This is a genomic window from Novosphingobium sp. ERW19, from assembly GCF_012641315.1.
Lineage (GTDB): Bacteria > Pseudomonadota > Alphaproteobacteria > Sphingomonadales > Sphingomonadaceae > Novosphingobium.
This window is the reverse complement of record NZ_JABAIC010000002.1, coordinates 345280-363416: the sequence shown is the minus strand read 5'-3', so window position 1 is coordinate 363416 and position 18137 is coordinate 345280. Positions and strand designations below refer to the sequence as shown.

The 18137-nt window shown below is 63.4% G+C and carries 18 protein-coding genes and 1 tRNA gene; 16 read left to right on the top strand and 3 right to left on the bottom strand.

Annotated features, from left to right (window positions below):
- The first annotated feature begins 178 nt into the window (after positions 1-178).
- From tkt to HGI46_RS05100, 5 genes are all read left to right on the top strand, one after another.
- Positions 179-2146, top strand: a complete 1968-nt coding sequence (tkt, locus tag HGI46_RS05120) for a transketolase (RefSeq protein WP_168903357.1) — start codon at positions 179-181, stop codon at positions 2144-2146.
- A 21-nt stretch (positions 2147-2167) separates the two neighbouring features.
- Positions 2168-3175 carry a type I glyceraldehyde-3-phosphate dehydrogenase gene (gene gap, locus HGI46_RS05115; RefSeq protein ID WP_168903356.1) on the top strand — a complete coding sequence of 336 codons (1008 nt, stop codon included), beginning with the start codon at positions 2168-2170 and terminating at the stop codon, positions 3173-3175.
- An 11-nt stretch (positions 3176-3186) separates the two neighbouring features.
- Positions 3187-3657 (top strand): MOSC domain-containing protein, encoded by a 471-nt coding sequence (locus HGI46_RS05110; protein WP_168903355.1) that lies wholly within the window; start codon positions 3187-3189, stop codon positions 3655-3657.
- Positions 3654-4841 (top strand): phosphoglycerate kinase, encoded by a 1188-nt coding sequence (locus HGI46_RS05105; RefSeq protein ID WP_168903354.1) that lies wholly within the window; start codon positions 3654-3656, stop codon positions 4839-4841. The genes HGI46_RS05110 and HGI46_RS05105 overlap by 4 nt, the downstream gene beginning before the upstream one ends.
- Before the next feature lie 175 nt (positions 4842-5016).
- On the top strand, positions 5017-5922 hold the full coding sequence (locus HGI46_RS05100) for a fructose bisphosphate aldolase (protein ID WP_168903353.1): 906 nt from the start codon (positions 5017-5019) through the stop codon (positions 5920-5922).
- A 72-nt stretch (positions 5923-5994) separates the two neighbouring features.
- Here the strand turns inward: HGI46_RS05100 and HGI46_RS05095 are convergent, their stop codons facing one another.
- Complete coding sequence (locus tag HGI46_RS05095) at positions 5995-6357, bottom strand: hypothetical protein (RefSeq protein ID WP_168903352.1); 363 nt, start codon at positions 6355-6357, stop codon at positions 5995-5997.
- A gap of 80 nt (positions 6358-6437) precedes the next feature.
- Here HGI46_RS05095 and thiE point away from each other — a divergent pair, with 80 nt between their 5' ends.
- The 3 genes from thiE (at position 6438) to HGI46_RS05080 (ending at position 10327) form a co-directional block, all read left to right on the top strand.
- Complete coding sequence (thiE, locus tag HGI46_RS05090; protein ID WP_118073886.1) at positions 6438-7082, top strand: thiamine phosphate synthase; 645 nt, start codon at positions 6438-6440, stop codon at positions 7080-7082.
- 55 nt (positions 7083-7137) lie between these two features.
- Positions 7138-8310, top strand: a complete 1173-nt coding sequence (locus HGI46_RS05085; RefSeq protein WP_168903351.1) for a L,D-transpeptidase family protein — start codon at positions 7138-7140, stop codon at positions 8308-8310.
- A 64-nt stretch (positions 8311-8374) separates the two neighbouring features.
- On the top strand, positions 8375-10327 hold the full coding sequence (locus tag HGI46_RS05080) for an oligopeptide transporter, OPT family (protein WP_168903350.1): 1953 nt from the start codon (positions 8375-8377) through the stop codon (positions 10325-10327).
- Here HGI46_RS05080 and HGI46_RS05075 read toward each other — a convergent pair.
- On the bottom strand, positions 10319-10696 hold the full coding sequence (locus tag HGI46_RS05075; RefSeq protein ID WP_206065541.1) for a hypothetical protein: 378 nt from the start codon (positions 10694-10696) through the stop codon (positions 10319-10321). The genes HGI46_RS05080 and HGI46_RS05075 overlap by 9 nt on opposite strands.
- Positions 10697-10803: 107 nt before the next feature.
- Here HGI46_RS05075 and efp point away from each other — a divergent pair, with 107 nt between their 5' ends.
- From efp to HGI46_RS05060, 3 genes are all read left to right on the top strand, one after another.
- On the top strand, positions 10804-11367 hold the full coding sequence (gene efp, locus HGI46_RS05070; protein ID WP_039332301.1) for an elongation factor P: 564 nt from the start codon (positions 10804-10806) through the stop codon (positions 11365-11367).
- A gap of 3 nt (positions 11368-11370) precedes the next feature.
- Positions 11371-12195, top strand: a complete 825-nt coding sequence (locus HGI46_RS05065) for an inositol monophosphatase family protein (protein ID WP_168903348.1) — start codon at positions 11371-11373, stop codon at positions 12193-12195.
- Positions 12196-12235: 40 nt separating this feature from the next.
- Positions 12236-12319 (top strand) — tRNA-Leu (locus HGI46_RS05060).
- A 4-nt stretch (positions 12320-12323) separates the two neighbouring features.
- On the opposite strand, the gene HGI46_RS05055 is transcribed toward HGI46_RS05060, so the two are convergent.
- Positions 12324-12845, bottom strand: coding sequence for a hypothetical protein (locus HGI46_RS05055; protein ID WP_168903347.1), 522 nt, complete (start codon positions 12843-12845; stop codon positions 12324-12326).
- Positions 12846-12964: 119 nt separating this feature from the next.
- Between HGI46_RS05055 and radA the strand changes: the two genes are divergently transcribed.
- From radA to alr, 5 genes are all read left to right on the top strand, one after another.
- A complete protein-coding gene (gene radA / locus HGI46_RS05050; protein ID WP_168903346.1) occupies positions 12965-14332 on the top strand; it encodes a DNA repair protein RadA in 1368 nt (455 codons plus the stop codon).
- A 12-nt stretch (positions 14333-14344) separates the two neighbouring features.
- A complete protein-coding gene (locus HGI46_RS05045) occupies positions 14345-14899 on the top strand; it encodes a CvpA family protein (protein ID WP_168903345.1) in 555 nt (184 codons plus the stop codon).
- Between the two features lies 1 nt (position 14900).
- A complete protein-coding gene (locus tag HGI46_RS05040) occupies positions 14901-15329 on the top strand; it encodes an iron-sulfur cluster assembly scaffold protein (RefSeq protein ID WP_206065540.1) in 429 nt (142 codons plus the stop codon).
- 88 nt (positions 15330-15417) lie between these two features.
- Positions 15418-17034 (top strand): MFS transporter, encoded by a 1617-nt coding sequence (locus HGI46_RS05035; RefSeq protein ID WP_168903486.1) that lies wholly within the window; start codon positions 15418-15420, stop codon positions 17032-17034.
- A gap of 88 nt (positions 17035-17122) precedes the next feature.
- Positions 17123-18094, top strand: a complete 972-nt coding sequence (alr, locus tag HGI46_RS05030; protein ID WP_346766673.1) for an alanine racemase — start codon at positions 17123-17125, stop codon at positions 18092-18094.
- Positions 18095-18137 lie beyond the last annotated feature (43 nt).

Below are 18137 nucleotides of genomic sequence, written 5' to 3'. Positions count from 1 at the left end.
GGCACGTCTGCGCCGGGGAAAGTCGGGCGCAGAAGCTCATATTGTGCACCTGCAATAAAGAAGCCGCCGCGCCAGCCTTGACCCTCGGCCCCATGGTGACCAAAGAGACCCCGCTCCGAATCACCGGATTCATGCGGCCACAGCCGTTCGGCCGCTCGCAGGGAAGGGCTTTTTCAGCATGACACGCGATTCCACCGCGCTGGCTCCCATGGCCAACGCGATCCGTGCGCTTGCCATGGACGCGGTTCAGGCAGCCAATTCCGGTCACCCCGGCATGCCCATGGGCATGGCCGACGTGGCAACGGTGCTGTGGACGCAGTTCCTGAAGCACGATCCTGCGGCGCCCAAGTGGTCCGACCGTGACCGCTTCATCCTGTCGGCCGGCCACGGCTCGATGCTGATCTATGCGCTGCTTCACCTGACGGGCTACGAAAGCCCGACGATGGAAGACATCCGCAAGTTCCGCCAGATCGACAGCGTCTGCGCCGGTCACCCGGAGAACTTCCTGATCTCGGGCGTGGAATGCACCACCGGCCCGCTGGGTCAGGGCCTTGCCATGGCCGTCGGCTTCGCCATGGCCGAGCGTCACCTCAACGCGCAGTTCGGTGACGACCTGGTCGATCACCACACCTGGGTTGTCGCCGGCGACGGGTGCCTGATGGAAGGCATCAACCATGAAGCGGTGGGCCTTGCCGGAACGCTCAAGCTCGGTCGCCTCAACGTCCTGTGGGACGACAACAAGATCACCATCGACGGCGACACCTCGCTTTCGACCACCGAGGACATTCTCGGCCGCTACACCGCGTCGGGCTGGCACGTGACGTCGTGCGACGGTCATGACTTTGCCGATATCGCTCGCGCTCTGGCCGAGGCCAAGGCCGATCCGCGTCCGTCGCTGGTTGCCTGCCGCACGGTGATCGGCAAGGGCGCGCCCAACAAACAGGGTGGCCACAACGTCCATGGCGCGCCGCTTGGCGCTGACGAAATCGCCGCTGCGCGCGAATATCTGGGCTGGACTTCGGCTCCGTTCGAAATCCCGGCCGACATTCTCGCCAACTGGCGCTCGTCTTCGGAAGCCGGCAAGGCCGCTCGCGCCGAGTGGGAAAAGCGCGCCGCTGCCAACCCGCAGGCTGCCGAACTCGCTCGCCGCATGGATGGCGACCTTCCGGCCGAAACCGGTTTCGATGCCTACATCCAGTCGCTGATCGCCACGCCGCCCAAGGTTGCGACCCGCAAGTCGAGCGAAATGGCACTGGAAGCGTTCACCGCCAACGTGCCCGAGATGGTCGGTGGTTCGGCCGACCTTACCGGTTCGAACAACACCAAGACCAAGTCGACCGCACCGTTCACGCCGGAAAGCTATGACGGGCGGTATGTCTACTACGGCATTCGCGAATTCGGCATGGCCGCCGCGATGAATGGCATGGCGCTGCACGGCGGGATCGTCCCCTACGGTGGCACCTTCCTGGTGTTCTCCGACTATTGCCGCAACGCGGTGCGCATGTCGGCCCTGCAGCACGTCCGTGCGATCTACGTGTTCACCCACGATTCGATCGGCCTTGGCGAAGACGGCCCGACCCATCAGCCGGTCGAGCACGTCATGTCCCTGCGCATGATCCCGAACCTGCTGGTGTTCCGCCCGGCTGATGCCATCGAAACAGCGGAAGCCTGGGCGCTCGCCCTGGCCAACAAGGACCGTCCGTCGGTCCTCGCGCTCACTCGCCAGAACCTGCCACCAGTCCGTTTCGACGCCGAGATGAAGAGCGCCAGGGGCGCCTACCGTCTCGTCGCGTCGTCCTCGGCCCGCAAGGTCGTGCTTCTGGCAACCGGCTCCGAAGTGGAAGTGGCGATGAAGGTCGCTGCAGCGCTTGAAGAGAAGGGCCTTGGCGCCGACGTCGTCTCGGTTCCGTGCTGGGAACTGTTCGATGAGCAGGACGCGGCCTACAAGGCAGACCTGCTGCCCGCAGACGCGCTCAAGGTGTCGATCGAGGCTGGCGTCACCCTGGGCTGGCAGAAGTATGTCGGCGATGGGCTGTCGATCGGCATCGACACGTTCGGCGCATCGGCTCCGATCGACGCCCTTTATGATCACTTCGGCCTCACCGCCGAAAAGATTGTCCCGCAGATCCTCTCGCGGGTTTCGTAATTCAAACAGGAGATACCTGACATGGCGATCAAGGTTGCAATCAACGGTTTCGGACGCATCGGGCGTAACGTCGCCCGCGCCATCCTCGAACGGCCCGATTGCGGCCTTGAGCTGGTCTCGATCAACGACCTGGCCGATGCCAAGGCGAACGCCCTGCTGTTCAAGCGCGACAGCGTCCACGGCGCATTCGCGGGCGAAGTTTCGGTCGATGGCAATGACCTGATCGTTGACGGCAAGCGCATCCAGGTCACGGCCGAAAAGGATCCGGCCAACCTGCCGCACGCCGCCAATGGCATCGACATTGCGCTGGAATGCACCGGCTTCTTTACCGACCGTGCGGGCGGCCAGAAGCACCTCGATGCAGGCGCCAAGCGCGTGCTCATCTCGGCTCCGGCCAAGGGTGTCGATCTCACTGTCGTCTTCGGCGTGAACCACGACAAGCTGACGGGTGATCACCTGATCGTCTCGAACGCTTCATGCACCACCAATTGCCTCGCGCCGATGGCCAAGGTCTTGCATGAATCGATCGGGATCGAGCGTGGCCTGATGACCACGATCCACTCGTACACCAACGACCAGAAGATCCTTGACCAGATCCACAAGGATCCGCGCCGCGCCCGCGCCGCTGCGATGAACATGATCCCGACCAGCACCGGCGCTGCCGTTGCCGTCGGGGAAGTTCTGCCCGACCTCAAGGGCAAGCTCGATGGATCGTCGATCCGCGTGCCGACCCCGAACGTCTCGGTCGTCGACCTGACCTTCACGCCGAAGCGCGACACGACCGTTGAAGAAGTCAACGGCCTGCTCAAGGCTGCGGCCGAAGGCGCGCTGAAGGGCGTGCTCGGCTACACCGAAGAGCCGCTGGTCTCGATCGACTTCAACCACGACCCGCATTCGTCGACCATCGACAGCCTCGAGACCGCCGTGCTCGAGGGCAAGCTGGTCCGCGTCCTGTCGTGGTACGACAACGAGTGGGGATTCTCCAACCGCATGCTCGACACTGCGGGCGCGATGGCGAAGTTTCTCTAAGGTACGCTGAAGTGAGCGGGCGTCTCGAAGGCATTGCACGGCATGATCGGCCGCGCGGGCCTATCGAGACGCTCGAGCACGTTTCGGTCACACGCGAACTTGGCGTTCGCGGTGACCTGCGCGGGGCAATTCGCCCCGGCAAATCCGGACGCAGGCAGATCTCGCTGATCGAGGCCGAAAGTTGGGATGCGGCGCTCGCCGATCTCAAGCTTTCCGCTGACCAGCTGCTCCCTTGGCACGTGCGCCGCGCGAACCTGCTGGTTCATGGCATCCGTCTCCCGCGAGAGGCGGGCAAGATCATCGCCATCGGCAAGAGCCTGCGGATCGAGACCACCTGCGAATGCGACCCGTGCAGCCGCATGGACCAAATCCTGCCCGGCCTGAAACTCGCGCTGATGCCAGACTGGCGCGGCGGGGTGCTCGGCCGGGTGCTGACCGATGGCGAAATCGCGATCGGCGACGAAGTGAGGATCGAGGAATGAGCTTCAAGACTCTGGACGATATCGGCGACCTGACCGGCAAGACCGTGCTCGTGCGCGAAGACCTCAACGTGCCGATGGCCGACGGCGCCGTTTCCGATGACACCCGCCTACGTGCTACCGTCGCGACGCTGAACGAACTGTCGGACAAGGGGGCCAAGGTTCTGGTTCTGGCCCATTTCGGCCGTCCCAAGGGGCAGCCTTCGGAAGAGTTCTCGCTGAAGAAGCTCGCTGCACCGCTCTCGCACGTGCTTGGCCGTCCCGTCAGTTATATTGACTGGGAAGGCGACAAGGCTGCGGTTGCGGCGTTGGCACCGGGCGCCATCGCGGTGCTCGAAAACACCCGCTTCTTCGGCGGCGAGGAAAAGAACGATCCGGCCGTGATCGAGCGCTTCGCCAGCCTCGGCGATATCTACGTCAACGACGCCTTCTCGGCCGCCCACCGCGCACATGCGTCGACCGAGGGTCTCGCCCATGTGCTGCCAGCCTTCGCTGGCCGCGCGATGGAGGCCGAACTCAAAGCCTTGCAGAAGGCTCTGGGCGAGCCGGAACGTCCGGTCGCGGCGGTTGTCGGCGGCGCAAAGGTCTCGACCAAGCTCGACGTGCTAAAGCATCTTGTGACCAAGGTCGATCACCTGATCATCGGTGGCGGCATGGCTAACACGTTCCTGGCAGCGCGTGGCGTCAACGTTGGCAAGTCTCTGTGCGAGCATGATCTCAAGGCAACCGCCGAGGAAATCCTCGACAATGCCGACAAGGCCGGCTGCACCGTGCACCTGCCTTACGATGTGGTCGTGTCCAAGGAATTTGCAGCCAATCCGCCCAGCTTGCGCACCTGCAACGTCCATGAGGTCGCCGAGGACGAGATGATCCTCGACGTGGGGCCAGCAGCGGTCGAAGCTTTGGGCGATGCGCTGAAGACCTGCCGTACTTTGGTGTGGAACGGCCCGATGGGTGCTTTCGAGACCGAACCGTTCGATGCGGCCACGGTCGCCCTGGCAAAGACGGCCGCTGCTCTGACTAAGGAAGGTTCGCTGGTTTCGGTGGCGGGCGGTGGCGACACTGTCGCCGCGCTCAACCACGCGGGCGTTGCTGCCGATTTCACCTACATTTCGACGGCGGGCGGGGCCTTCCTCGAATGGATGGAAGGCAAGGAACTGCCGGGCGTGGCAGCCCTCGAAGGCTAAAAAATTCAGGAGCGCGTGTTGCACTGCGGCACGCGCTCCTTTATGGCGCATATCCGCATAGGTATGCGCCCTTTCAGACGCTCTTCGAATTTCGGGAGCGTCTTTCAAAAGCGCCTTTACGCATAGGTATGCGGAGACGGAATTCCGCCGTTTCTGCGCAGAACAGGACCCGCAGATGAACACGACCGAAATGACCGCGAAGATGGCCTCCGGCAACGGCTTCATTGCCGCACTTGACCAGTCGGGCGGTTCGACGCCGAAGGCTCTCAAGGGCTATGGCATCGAAGAGGGTGCGTGGGCCTCCGAAGAGGAAATGTTCGGCCTGATCCACGAGATGCGCGCCCGCATCATCCGTTCGGACGCATTCTCCGGCGAAAAGGTCATCGGCGCCATCCTGTTCGAGCGTACGATGGATGGCACGGTTGATGGCAAGCCTGTCCCACAGGCGCTGATCGAGAAGGGCGTGGTCCCCTTTATCAAGATCGACAAGGGTCTGGAAGACGAAGCCAATGGCGTTCAGTTGATGAAGCCGATGCCGACGCTGGACGAGCTGCTGGTCCGTTCGAAGGCGATGGGTGTCTATGGCACCAAGGAACGCTCGGTCATCAACTCGGCCAACCGTGAAGGCATCGCTGCCGTGGTTGCGCAGCAGTTCGAAGTTGGCAAGCAGGTCCTCAGCCACGGCATGATGCCGATTATCGAGCCCGAAGTGAACATCAAGAGCGAGACCCGCGCCGAGTGCGACGCGATCCTGCTCGAGGAAATCCTCAAGAACCTCGACGCGCTGGCAGACGGCGTGCAGGTCATGCTCAAGCTTTCGCTGCCGATCGTGCCGTGCACGTTCGACCCGCTGGTCAACCATCCGAAGGTTCTGCGTGTCGTCGCCCTGTCGGGTGGCTACAAGCGTCCCGAGGCTTGCGTCGAGCTGGCCAAGAATACCGGCATCATCGCCAGCTTCAGCCGCGCCCTTCTCGAAGACCTGCGTCACCAGATGACTGATGCGGAGTTCGATGCCTCGCTGGCCGCGGCAATCGACGAGATTTACACGGGTTCGACGCAGAAGACTCTCGTCGCCGCCTGATCCCCGTTTGAGAGGACGGAAAGGCCACCCCGTCACCGGCACAGCCGGGGCGGGGTGTTTTATTGTGCGGGGTTATTGCGCGACGCTGAAGTGGAACAGGTAGTCCGACGGCTTGAGTTTCTTGCCGGCAAGGCGGCCGGGCTCGACTCTATCGAGCATGATACCTTCACTCGGCTCACCCAGCGTGAAACGTCTGGTCTCGAACATGCCGCCGCGTTGCAGCGTTGCTTCGACAATCACGCGACCGGCCCACACGCAGCGCGCATTTATCGGGCAGCGGCTGTCTTCAATCAGCGAATCGACACGCACCTTGTCAGCACCGACAAGCGTTGTCTGGCCAACCATCGCGTGGCCATCAGTGCGTTCGGGTTTCGTGGTTGTTGCACAAGCGGCAAGAGCAACCGCTGGGATGAGGGCAAGGAAGGCTTTGGTCATCCCTCGACAATGCTCTCGCCGGATGAACCGTTCCGGAACCGAAGTTGCAGCGGCGGCGGCTTACCGATAAGGCGCCCGGCATGGCAAAGCTTTCCTCCGAACTCTACCTGATCTCGCCGCTCGATGTTGCAGGCACCTTTCCCGAACGGCTCGCCCGCGCGCTCGATGCAGGGCCCGTGGCAGCATTCCAGTTCCGGGTGAAGGGCGTGGACGAGCACGAGGCTGCGCGTCTTGCCGAACCGCTCCAGCGCATCTGCGCGGACCGCGAGGTCGCCTTCATCGTCAACGATTCGATCAGCCTGGCCAGGCGCCTTGGCGCCGATGGCGTGCACCTCGGGCAGGACGATGGCGACGTTAAGGACGCGCGTGACCGTCTTGGCCGCAACGCGCAGATCGGCGTTACCTGTCATGACAGCCGCCACCTCGCCATGGATGCAGGCGAGGCGGGGGCCGACTACGTTGCGTTCGGCGCCTTCTTCCCGTCCAGCACCAAGGACACCAAGCACGTCGCGGGGCTGGACCTGCTCGAATGGTGGCAGTCGATCTTCGAACTGCCCTGCGTTGCGATCGGGGGCATCACGCCGCAGAACTGCGCGCCGCTCATCCAGGCCGGCGCCGACTTTCTGGCCGTCAGCAATGCCGTGTGGAGTGGCGACGAGGCGGCCAATGTGGCGGCCTTCTTTGACGCAATCCGCGCAAATCCGCGACTGAACGAGGACTCCTGACGGAACCGGCGGCGAGGGCAGCGGGTTCTGGAGAGGCAATGTCTCCGGAGCGCCAATGTCCCGTTTCAATCTAGCCGCATCGTCTTTCCTTATTCTCGGCGTGGTGGGCCTCAGCGCCTGCAATTCGAACAAGCCTGAGCCAACCCCGAGCGAGACCGTGGCAAGCGCACCCGCGTTCACGGTGCCGATGGCGTCAAACGATCCTGCTCCGGGGCAGCCGCCTCAGCAGGAAGACGCGGCGCGCCCGGTGATGCAGGCGCAAGTGGTGTTGGAACGGCTCGGGTTCTCTGCCGGCATCATCGACGGCAAGACCGGCCTATCAACCACGAATGCCGTGAGCGGCTTCCAGAAGGCCAACGGCCTGCCCGTTACCGGCAAGTTTGACGATGTGACGATGAAGGCGCTGTCGCGCTGGTCGAACATTGCCGCAACACGCGTCGTCACGATTCCCGAAGAGTTTGCAGCAGGCCACTACGAACCGCTGCCGAAAGACCCGGCGCAGCAGGCCAAGCTTCCGGCAATGGGCTACACCTCGCTGGAGGAGAAGCTTGCCGAGCGCTTTCATACTACGCCCGAGGTTCTGCGCGGATTGAACCCCTCTCTGGCACAAGTTGCCGCAGCGCGAGCAGCCGCCATGAAGGAACGGCAGACCCGCAATCCGCCAACGGCCGACACGCCCCCGGTCGAAGCGTATCGCGCCGGAATGCAGCTTCGCGTGCCCAATATTGGCGGCGACCGGATCGATCCAGACAAGGTCGACAACAAGGGCTGGCTCTCGACACTGGCGAACCTGGGCGTAAGCGACGCCCAGCCTGAAGCGGCCCGCATCGTCGTCAGCAAGTCCAAGGGAATCCTCGAAGCTTACGACAAGTCCGAGAAGCTGGTGGCCGTCTTCACCGTCACCACCGGATCATCCCACGATCCGTTGCCGCTCGGCGACTGGAAGATCAACGGAAAATCCTACAACCCCGAGTTCTCCTATGACGCCAGCCTGTTCTGGGACGTGCCCGACAGCAAGGGCGAACATCTCCTGCCGCCCGGCCCGAATGGCCCCGTCGGTGTGGTGTGGATCGACCTTTCCAAGGAACACTACGGCATCCATGGGACGCCCGAGCCACAGACCATTGGACGCGCCGAAAGCCATGGCTGCGTGCGCCTGACCAACTGGGACGCAGCGCGGCTTGCGCAGATGGTAACGGGCGCGACGAAGGTTTCGTTTGTAAGCTGATGCCGCTTCCCATGCGTGCTTCGTCGTGCAAGACAGTCCACCGGATACACCGGATGGAGCAGAAATGAGCGGCATGGCCCCAAGGGAACTGACACTTCGCGGCGTGGTGCTGGGCGCGATTCTGACGATCGTGTTCACGGCCGCCAACGTCTACCTTGGCTTGCGCATCGGCCTGACCTTCGCGACATCGATCCCGGCGGCGGTGATCTCGATGGCAGTCCTGCGCGCGTTTTCGGGCGCGACGATCCAGGAGAACAACATCGTCCAGACGATCGCGAGCTCGGCAGGCACGCTGTCTGCAATCGTGTTCGTGCTTCCCGGTCTCGTCATGGTCGGATGGTGGGCGGACTTCCCTTACTGGGAGTCGGTCGCGGTCATTGCCGTCGGCGGTATCCTTGGCGTGATGTATTCCGTGCCGCTGCGTCGCGCTCTGGTGACCGGCTCCGACCTTCCCTATCCCGAAGGTGTCGCCGCTGCTGAAGTTCTCAAGGTTGGGGCAGGGGTTGGTGGTGCGGAAGAGAACCGGAAGGGCCTTGCTGCAGTAACCGCGGGCGGCCTTCTCGCTGCGCTCTACCCCTTGCTCGCCAAGATGAAGCTGGCGGTCGAGGAAGTGGGCGGCGCGTTCAAGGTCGGCACCGGCGGTTCGATGTTGACTGGCGGACTGTCGCTTGCACTCGTCGGCGTTGGTCATCTTGTCGGCCTCGCTGTGGGTATCGCCATGCTCGTCGGCATCGTCATCAGTTTCGGCATCCTGCTCCCACAACTTACTGCAGGCGGAGTGCCAGCCGGCACCGAGCTTGCCGATTTCGTTGGCACCGTGTTCCGCCAGAAGATCCGCTTCATCGGCGCGGGCACGATCGGCGTCGCGGCGATCTGGACCCTGCTCCGGGTGATCGGCCCGATCGTGAGGGGCGTCACGGCAGCCATCGCCGCCAATCGCGCCCGCAGCGGAGCCGGGATGGACAGCCTCGACCTGAGCGAGCGTGACATTCCCATCGGCATCGTCGGCGGCACCATCCTTGCGGCGATGATCCCGATCGCCTTGCTGCTGGCAGACTTTGCTACCGGAGGCCCGGTTGCTGGCGCTCTTGGCCTGTCGCTGGTCGCGTCGGTGGTCTATGTCCTTGTCGCCGGCATCATCATCGCATCAGTCTGCGGCTACATGGCCGGCCTGATCGGTGCATCCAACAGTCCGATCTCCGGCGTCGGCATCCTCGCCGCGCTCGGCATCTCGCTCCTTCTGCTCGGGCTGTTCGGGCGCGGGCTCGGCGAAGACGACACCAAGGCGCTCGTCGCCTTCGCACTGTTCGTCACCGCCATCGTGTTCGGCGTCGCAACGATCTCGAACGACAACCTGCAGGACCTCAAGACCGGCCAGCTCGTCGGGGCAACACCGTGGCGTCAGCAGGTCGCTCTCGTCCTGGGTGTGCTGTTCGGCGCGCTGGTGATCCCGCCGATCCTCGACTTGCTCAACTCCACTTTCGGCTTCCAAGGAGCGCCCGGCGCAGGCGAGAACGCGCTTTCGGCCCCGCAGGCCTCGTTGATCTCCGCCATTGCCCAAGGCGTACTGGGCGGCAATCTCGATTGGAACCTCGTCGGTCTCGGCGCAGCGATCGGCGTGGGCGTTATCTTCGTCGACGAGATCCTGAAGCGTAACGGCAACCGCTCGCTCCCGCCGCTTGCCGTCGGCATGGGCATGTATTTGCCAACTTCGGTAACGATCATGGTCATCGTCGGCGCGGTCCTCGGCCACCTTTACAATGGCTGGGCCGCGCGTCAGTCCGCGCCCGAATTTGCCGAGCGCATGGGAGTCCTTACCGCCACCGGCCTGATCGTCGGCGATAGCCTGTTCAACATTGCCTACGCCGCAATCGTCGCGGCGACCGACAATCCGGATGCCTTGGCCGTGGTCGAGGATTTCCCGGCGGCGCTGCCGTTTGGTGTGATCGCGTTCGGCGGTATCATCGCCTACGCCTACTGGCGCATGCGCCGTGACAGCGCGGTAGGATTAGCCTGAGGCCGAAAGGTTGACCGGCCCGGCGTGGACGCAACGCAGGTTCAACGGCTTGTCGTCCGTCGCCAGTTCCCGCATGATTTCCTCGCCGTCCATCTGGAACCGGCGGCCGGCGAACACGCCGCTCGTCATCGTCACCTTGTCGGCCAGGCGCAGATAGGTCCCGCGTGAGCCATCTGGCGCGATGTAGCTCGAATCCGGGATCGTTTCGAACCCCAGTTCAGGCTTCACGACCGGCATCACCGCAGCATCGCCCGGCACTTCGCAAGTCCAGCCGCCCTTGGGCAGGACCATGAGCCTGCCACCCGGCACCGCTTGGGCAACGCCGGCAAGACCGAGAACTCCGACTGCGAAAACAACCATGCGCTTCATGCCCCTGCGCTAGCACGTGGCGGCCGCGTTGGGCAATCGCGCTTGAAGCTTTGGGCCTGAACCGCTAAGGGCCGCGCTTCCCTACTCACGGTAAGGCTCTTTCCATCATGAAGATCAGCGGCGTGGACATCCGTCCGGGCAATATCCTGGAATACGAAAAGGGCATCTGGAAGGTCGCAAAGACCCAGCATACCCAGCCCGGCAAGGGCGGCGCCTTCATGCAGGTCGAGATGAAGAACCTCATCGACGGCCGCAAGACCAACGTCCGCTTCCGCAGCGCCGACACGGTCGAGCGCGTCCGTCTCGACACCAAGGACTTCCAGTTCCTCTACGCCGAGGGCGAGGACCTGGTGTTCATGGACGTCGAAACCTACGACCAGATCAACCTGCCCAAGGACCTGCTCGGCGATGCCGCCGCGTTCCTGCAGGATGGCATGACCGTGCTCCTCGAAATGTATGACGAGCGCCCGATTTCGGTGCAGCTGCCTGAACAGGTCGAAGCCACCATCGTCGAAGCCGACGCCGTGGTGAAGGGCCAGACCGCCTCTTCGTCGTACAAGCCCGCCATCCTCGACAATGGCGTGCGCGTGATGGTGCCGCCGCATATCGAAAGCGGCACGCGCATCGTCGTCGACGTGTACGAGCGCAGCTACGTCGGCAAGGCGAACTGATCGATGGCAGCCATTTCCGGCCTGATGCGCGTGATGGAGCGCGCGGCGCGCAAGGCGGGTGGCCGCCTCCGCCGCGACTTCGGCGAGATCGAGCATCTTCAGGTCAGCAAGAAGGGCCCGGCAGACTTCGTCTCCAAGGCAGACCAGCACTCCGAACGCACGCTGTGGGATGAACTCCGTGCAGCGCGTCCGGGCTGGGGCTTCCTGATGGAAGAAGGTGGCGAGATCGCCGGTGAGCCGGGCAAGCCGCGCTTCATCATCGATCCGCTCGACGGCACCAGCAATTTCCTCCACGGCATTCCGCACTTCGCGATCTCGATCGCCGTGCAGGAACCGACGCTGGACGGGAAGGGCTGGGGCGAAGTCACCGCTGCGCTGGTCTATCAGCCGATCACCGACGAGAGCTTCTGGGCCGAAAAGTCGCAAGGCACATGGTTGCAGGACCGCCGCCTGCGCGTTTCGGCACGCCGTCATCTCGACGAGGCGCTGATCGCCACCGGCATCCCGTTCTCCGGTCGGGGCGACATGGGCGAATGGATTCGCATCTACAGCGAACTCGGCCCCCGCACTGCCGGCATCCGCCGCTTCGGCGTCGCCTCGCTCGATCTTGCCTGGGTCGCCGCAGGCCGTTTTGACGGGTTCTGGGAATCCGGTCTCTATCCCTGGGATACGGCAGCTGGCTGCCTGCTCGTGCGCGAAGCTGGCGGTTTCGTGTCCGATTACAAGGGCCGCTCGCAGCCGATCTGCGACGAGACGATTCTCGCCGGTAACGATGCGCTGCACTCGAAGCTCCACAAGCTTCTTGCCGGCGCGCTCCGTAACGCTTGACCTTTCGGGACGGCGCTGGCTAAGGCCGGTGCCGTCCAGTGCCCCTGTGGCGGAATGGTAGACGCGAACGACTCAAAATCGTTTGTAGAAATACGTGCCCGTTCGAGTCGGGCCAGGGGCACCATTCCCTAATCGACAGCATCCGAGCCGGATCGTAGCGCCGATTGCGCGGCAAGTGCGCTGATCTGCTCGGGCGTCGGCGTTATCTGCCCTTGTTCCAGGCGCTTCTTCCGTTCTTCCTCAAGCTTGCGCAGATAGGCCGCGCGTTGTGCGGGCGTCATTTGGGCGAGCGCCGCCTGGTCAACTTCGATGATGATTGCGCTCGGCCCGGTCGTCATTCCTTCGGGAATGATACCGCTGTTGCCGCCTGATCCCCCGCTGCCATCCATGGGTGCGCCGAATTGACCGGTGTAGCCACCCTGTCCAGACGACGATCTTCGCTGGCTTGAGCGGTTATCGACCAGCTTGGCCTTGCCGTTCCGCGCCTTGGCGGCCTGGCGCTCGGCATGGTTGTCGGCCTGCGCCATCGCCTCTTGCGCATCGCCGTTCGCGAACACGGCGATGACGGTCGACAGGGCAACGGTGATGACCGCAAAGTGGCGGTACATCTTGGGCTGGATACCAAGAAAATGATCGGACGGCGCGGCCATGGCTAAGGGACATACCTGATCTGCCGTTAAGGATGCTGCCCTACAGCGTGGTTAGCAAAGTGCTACGGAAATGGCGGGGATGCGCTTGCGTTCCGCCTATGTTCTGGTAATCGCATGGCATGGCCAAACCCAAACGTCGCTTCGTCTGCCAGGCCTGTGGCAGCGTCACCACCCGCTGGCAGGGGCAATGTGTTGATTGCAGCGAATGGAATACGCTGACGGAAGAAGCGCCGGAAACGATCTTCTCGGCCAAGCATGACTTGTCGAGCGGGGGACGCCGCGTTGCGTTCGTTCCGCTTGATGCGCCCGTCGCGCTTCCCGTGCGGCGATCCACTGGCATTGCCGAGTTCGACCGGGCGCTGGGCGGCGGGCTCGTTCCCGGTTGTGCTGTGCTGATGGGCGGTGATCCCGGCATCGGCAAGTCGACCTTGCTCCTCCAGGCCGCGGCGAAGATCGCGATGGCAGGCGGCGAGGCTGTCTACATCAGCGGCGAAGAAGCGTCGGATCAGGTTCGCCTGCGGGCCGACCGCCTCGGCCTCGGCAAAGCGCCAATCCAGTTGGCTTCGGCGACGTCAGTGCGAGATATCCTGACCACGCTTGGCTCGATGAACCCGCCATCGCTGCTGGTGATCGATTCGATCCAGACGATGCATTCCGACCAGATCGAAGGTGCGCCCGGGACGGTCAGCCAGGTCCGCGGCTGCGCGTTCGAACTTATCCGTTATGCCAAGGAAACCGGCGTCTCGCTCGTGCTGGTCGGCCACGTTACCAAGGATGGCTCGATCGCCGGCCCTCGCGTGCTCGAACATATGGTCGACGTGGTCATGAGCTTCGAAGGGGAGCGCAGCCACCAGTACCGCATCCTTCGCGCGATCAAGAACCGCTTCGGCGCCGTGGACGAGATCGGCGTCTTCGCCATGGCCGGGGCAGGGCTCGAAGAAGTCGGCAATCCCTCGATGCTGTTCCTTTCTGGGCGCGAGGATCAGGTTGCTGGCAGCGCCGTGTTCCCGGCCCTCGAAGGCACCAGGCCCGTTCTGGTCGAAATTCAGGCGCTGACAGTCAGGCTGGCGAGCGGGGCCACCCCGCGGCGCGCCGTGGTCGGGTGGGACAGCGGCCGACTTGCCATGTTGCTGGCGGTGCTCGAGGCTCGATGCGGGCTCAGTTTCTCCACCGCGGAAGTCTATCTCAATGTCGCCGGCGGTTACCGCCTGACGGACCCTGCCGCCGATCTTGCCGTAGCCGCAGCCCTGATCTCGGCCTTGTCGGACCGTCCGCTGCCTGCCGCTTCGATCTGGTTCGGGGAAGTTTCGCTGGCTGGCGAAGTCCGACCGGTGGCTCACACGCCGGTCCGCCTGCGCGAAGCGGCCAAACTTGGCTTCAGCCTCGGCTGCGGACCCGAAGCTGGCGCCGAAAAGGTCGACGGCCTGCGCTACTCTCCGCTCAAGCTGCTGCCAAATCTCATTGACCGCATAATGGGCGCCTCATAGGTTCCCGGCACAATGACCGGTCTTGATTATGTCGTTCTGATCTTCCTCGGCATCGGTGCCGTCGGCGGATTCATGCGTGGCTTCATCGAGGAAGTGCTTTCACTGGCCGCTTGGTGCATTGCCTTGCTGGCAGTGCATTATTTCCACGCACCGCTGACGATTTGGCTGGCAGGACATCTACCGACCGAGACCGGGGCTGGGGTCCTCGCCTTCTTCCTGTTGCTGCTGCTCCCTTATTTTCTGACCCGCATGATTGCCCGTCGGATGGGCTCGGCCAGTCGGGATTCGGCGATCGGACCGATTGATCGCGTGCTTGGATTCGGGTTCGGAGCCGTCAAGGGCTTCATCATCGTCGTATTGGGCTATTCGATCATCGTCTTCGGCTATGATCTGGTCTGGGGCGAGGACGGGCGGCCGCAGTGGATCGTGCAATCGCGCGCCTATCCCTTCCTCAATGCTGCCAGTGAAGAATTGCTGACACTGATCTCCGAGCGCCGTGAACAGGCCGCCGATCAGGCACGCGAAGTTGCCAGGCGCAAGGCGCGCAAGCAATTGCTGGGCGAATAGGATGTCCGCGCGCGGGATCTACACGCCCGAAGTCCTCGGGCAGGCCATGGCCTTGGCCCGATATCCGTGGGTGGCGGATGCACCGTATCACGGCGCTGCGCGGTCACGCAGTTGTGGTAGCTCGATCGAGCTTTCGCTCGGCACCGACGCTGCGGGCGCAATTCAAACAATTGGCGTTCGCCCCCACGCCTGCGCCGTGGGTCAGGCTGCGGCCGCAGTGTTTGCCGAGCATGCCTTTGGCTGCTCGCGATCTGACATTGCGATGGCACGCGCGTCTCTTGCGACATGGTTGGCGGGAGAGGGCAAGCTGCCCGCGTGGCCGGGCGTTGCTCTGCTGGAGCCGGCGCTCGCCTATCCCGCCCGGCATGCAGCGATCCTGCTGGCGTGGGATGCTGCGCTGGACGCTCTGCCAAAGCAAGTCTGCCCCTGATCGAATGCGGGGCTTGCCGCAGGCGATGCCGCTTGGCTACAGCACCGTTCGATAAGAGCGACGCGGGGGAAATCGAGTGCCAGATACCATGAAACACGGGGCGACCGTGGAGCCGAGCGCTTCCGACATCCGGCTCGTCATCGCCGCAAGTTCAGCGGGTACCGTGTTCGAATGGTATGATTTCTTCATCTACGGCACACTTGCCGCGATCATCGGCAAGACGTTCTTTCCGTCCGACAACGCAACGCTTCAGCTGCTGCTGGTGTGGGCAGGGTTTGCTGTGGGTTTCGGCTTTCGTCCGCTGGGCGCTGTGCTCTTCGGTTTCCTCGGTGACAAGCTCGGCCGCAAGTACACGTTCCTCGTTACCGTAACGCTCATGGGCATCGCGACGGCAGGTGTCGGCCTTATTCCCTCGGCTGACAGCATCGGTCTTGTCGCCCCCGCCATCGTTATTCTTCTGCGAATTCTTCAGGGCCTTGCGCTCGGCGGTGAATACGGCGGCGCTGCGGTCTACGTGGCGGAACATGCGCCCGGCGGTCGGCGGGGCTACTACACCAGCTATATCCAGGCGAGCGTGGTCGGCGGTTTCGTGCTGAGCCTCATCGTGGTCCTGACCAGCAAGAGCGTCATGAGCGAGGCGGTTTGGAATACTTGGGGCTGGCGCGTGCCGTTCCTGGTCAGCCTTGCTCTTCTGGCGGTGTCGCTGTGGATGCGCCTGAAGCTGTCGGAAAGCCCGGTTTTCAAGGCGATGAAGGAACAGGGCGAACTCGCCAGCAATCCCTTTGTCGAGAGCTTTACCTATCCGGGCAACAAGCGCCGGATCTTTATCGCGCTGTTAGGAATCGCTGCTGGGCTGACCGTGATCTGGTACACCGCGATGTTCTCGAGCCTCGCGTTCCTCAAGTCTGCCATGCGGCTTGACGATACCTGGGCAGAGATCATCGTCGGCATCGGCGGCGCGATCGGCATGGTGTTCTACCTGATGGCAGGCGCACTTTCGGACCGGATCGGGCGCAAGAAGCCCATCGTGATCGGATATGCGCTCACGCTCCTGTTGCTGTTCCCCACGTTCTGGCTTCTGGGTTCCGCAGCCAATCCCGAGCTTGCTGCGGCCGCGCAAAGAAATCCTGTCGTCGTGTCCGGAGCAGAGTGCGATTACAGTCCATTCAAGGGCGAGCAGGCGAGCAAGTGCGGCAAGCTCCTGTCCGATCTGTCGGCTTCCGGGATTTCCTACTCTCTGGAGCAGAAGGGCAACTTCGCCGTAACTGTCGGGGGCCAGGTGCTGACTCTGGCAAACTATCCATGGACAGAAAAGGCGTCCGTCCGGGCGCAGGCGCTCCAGACCGAACTGGCACTCTTCGGCTATGATTTTGCCAAGGTGAAGCCTTCGCCGCCGCGCCTTGCCCTGATCCTCGGCGCGCTGCTGCTGCTCATGGCCATGTCGGGCGCGACGTATGGCCCTGTCGCCGCGCTGCTTTCCGAGATGTTCCCGCCGCGGATACGTTATAGTTCGATGTCGATCCCCTATCATCTGGGCACCGGGTATTTCGGGGGTTTCCTGCCACTGATTTCAAGCTACATCGTCGCCCGGACCGGCGATCCCTACGCTGGTTTGTGGTACACTTGGGTAATCGTCCTCGTTGCGTTTCTGGTCTCGCTGTGGGGCTTGAAGCCAGGACTGCCCGCTGATTTCACGGACGACTGACATCACCTTTCCTGCCCCGCCAGCCCCGACGCTCCGCCTCGGCTTCGATGCCGAGGCGCTCGCCGCCAACTGGCGCGCGCTCGATGCCTTGTCCGGCCGGGCGCGCGCCGGGGCTGCGGTGAAAGCCGATGCTTATGGCGTGGGCGCGGCGCGGGTTGTTCCGGTGCTTGCTGCGGCGGGATGTGACACCTTCTTCGTGGCGCATTGGACAGAAGCGGCAGAAATTCTGCCTCTTGTGCCTGCCGCATCCATTGCAGTCCTGCATGGACCGTTGACCTGCGAGGAAAGCGCATTTGCCCGAGCAACAGGTGTCCGCCCTGTCATCAACAGCATGGAGCAGGCGCGGCGTTGGAGCAGTGGCGGAGGAGGTCCTTGCCACCTGATGGTCGATACCGGGATGAACCGTCTCGGCGTGCCGCCTGACTGCCTTGGCGATCCCGCAATCGGCGCGCTCCAGATCGACCTGTGCATGAGCCATCTGGCGAGTGCGGACGAAGACGTCCCGCAGAACGAATCGCAGCTGCGGCTGTTCGATGCGGTCCGCCGCAGCATTCCAGCCCGGCGTTACAGCCTCGCCAACAGCGCGGGCATTGCGCTTGGCGAGGCCTATCATGCCGATCTGACGCGGCCCGGCCTCGCGCTTTATGGCGGCATTGCCCGGTCCGAACTGGTCCCGCACATCCGCCCGGTGGTTCGGCCCGAAGCGGCGCTGTTGCAGACTCGCACGCTGCAGGCGGGTGACCGGGTGGGATACAATGCACTGTTCACCGCCGATCGCGCGATGCGGATCGGGATCATTTCACTCGGTTATGCTGACGGATACCTGCGATGCTGGTCCGGCATCGGCACGTTTCTTTGGCAGGGACGAAAGGCGCAGGTCTTGGGGCGGGTGTCGATGGACCTGACGATCGTCGATCTGGCGGAAATGCCCGATTGCCACGAGGGCGACTGGTTAACGGCGGACTACCGGCTTCCGGACGCAGCCGCACAAAGCGGGCTTTCGCAGTACGAATTGCTGACGCTGATGGGCAAGCGCTTCTCCCGCCAAAATGGATTCTGACCGGGGTTGTTAAGATTTGTTGCGCCGCACATGCTGCACATGC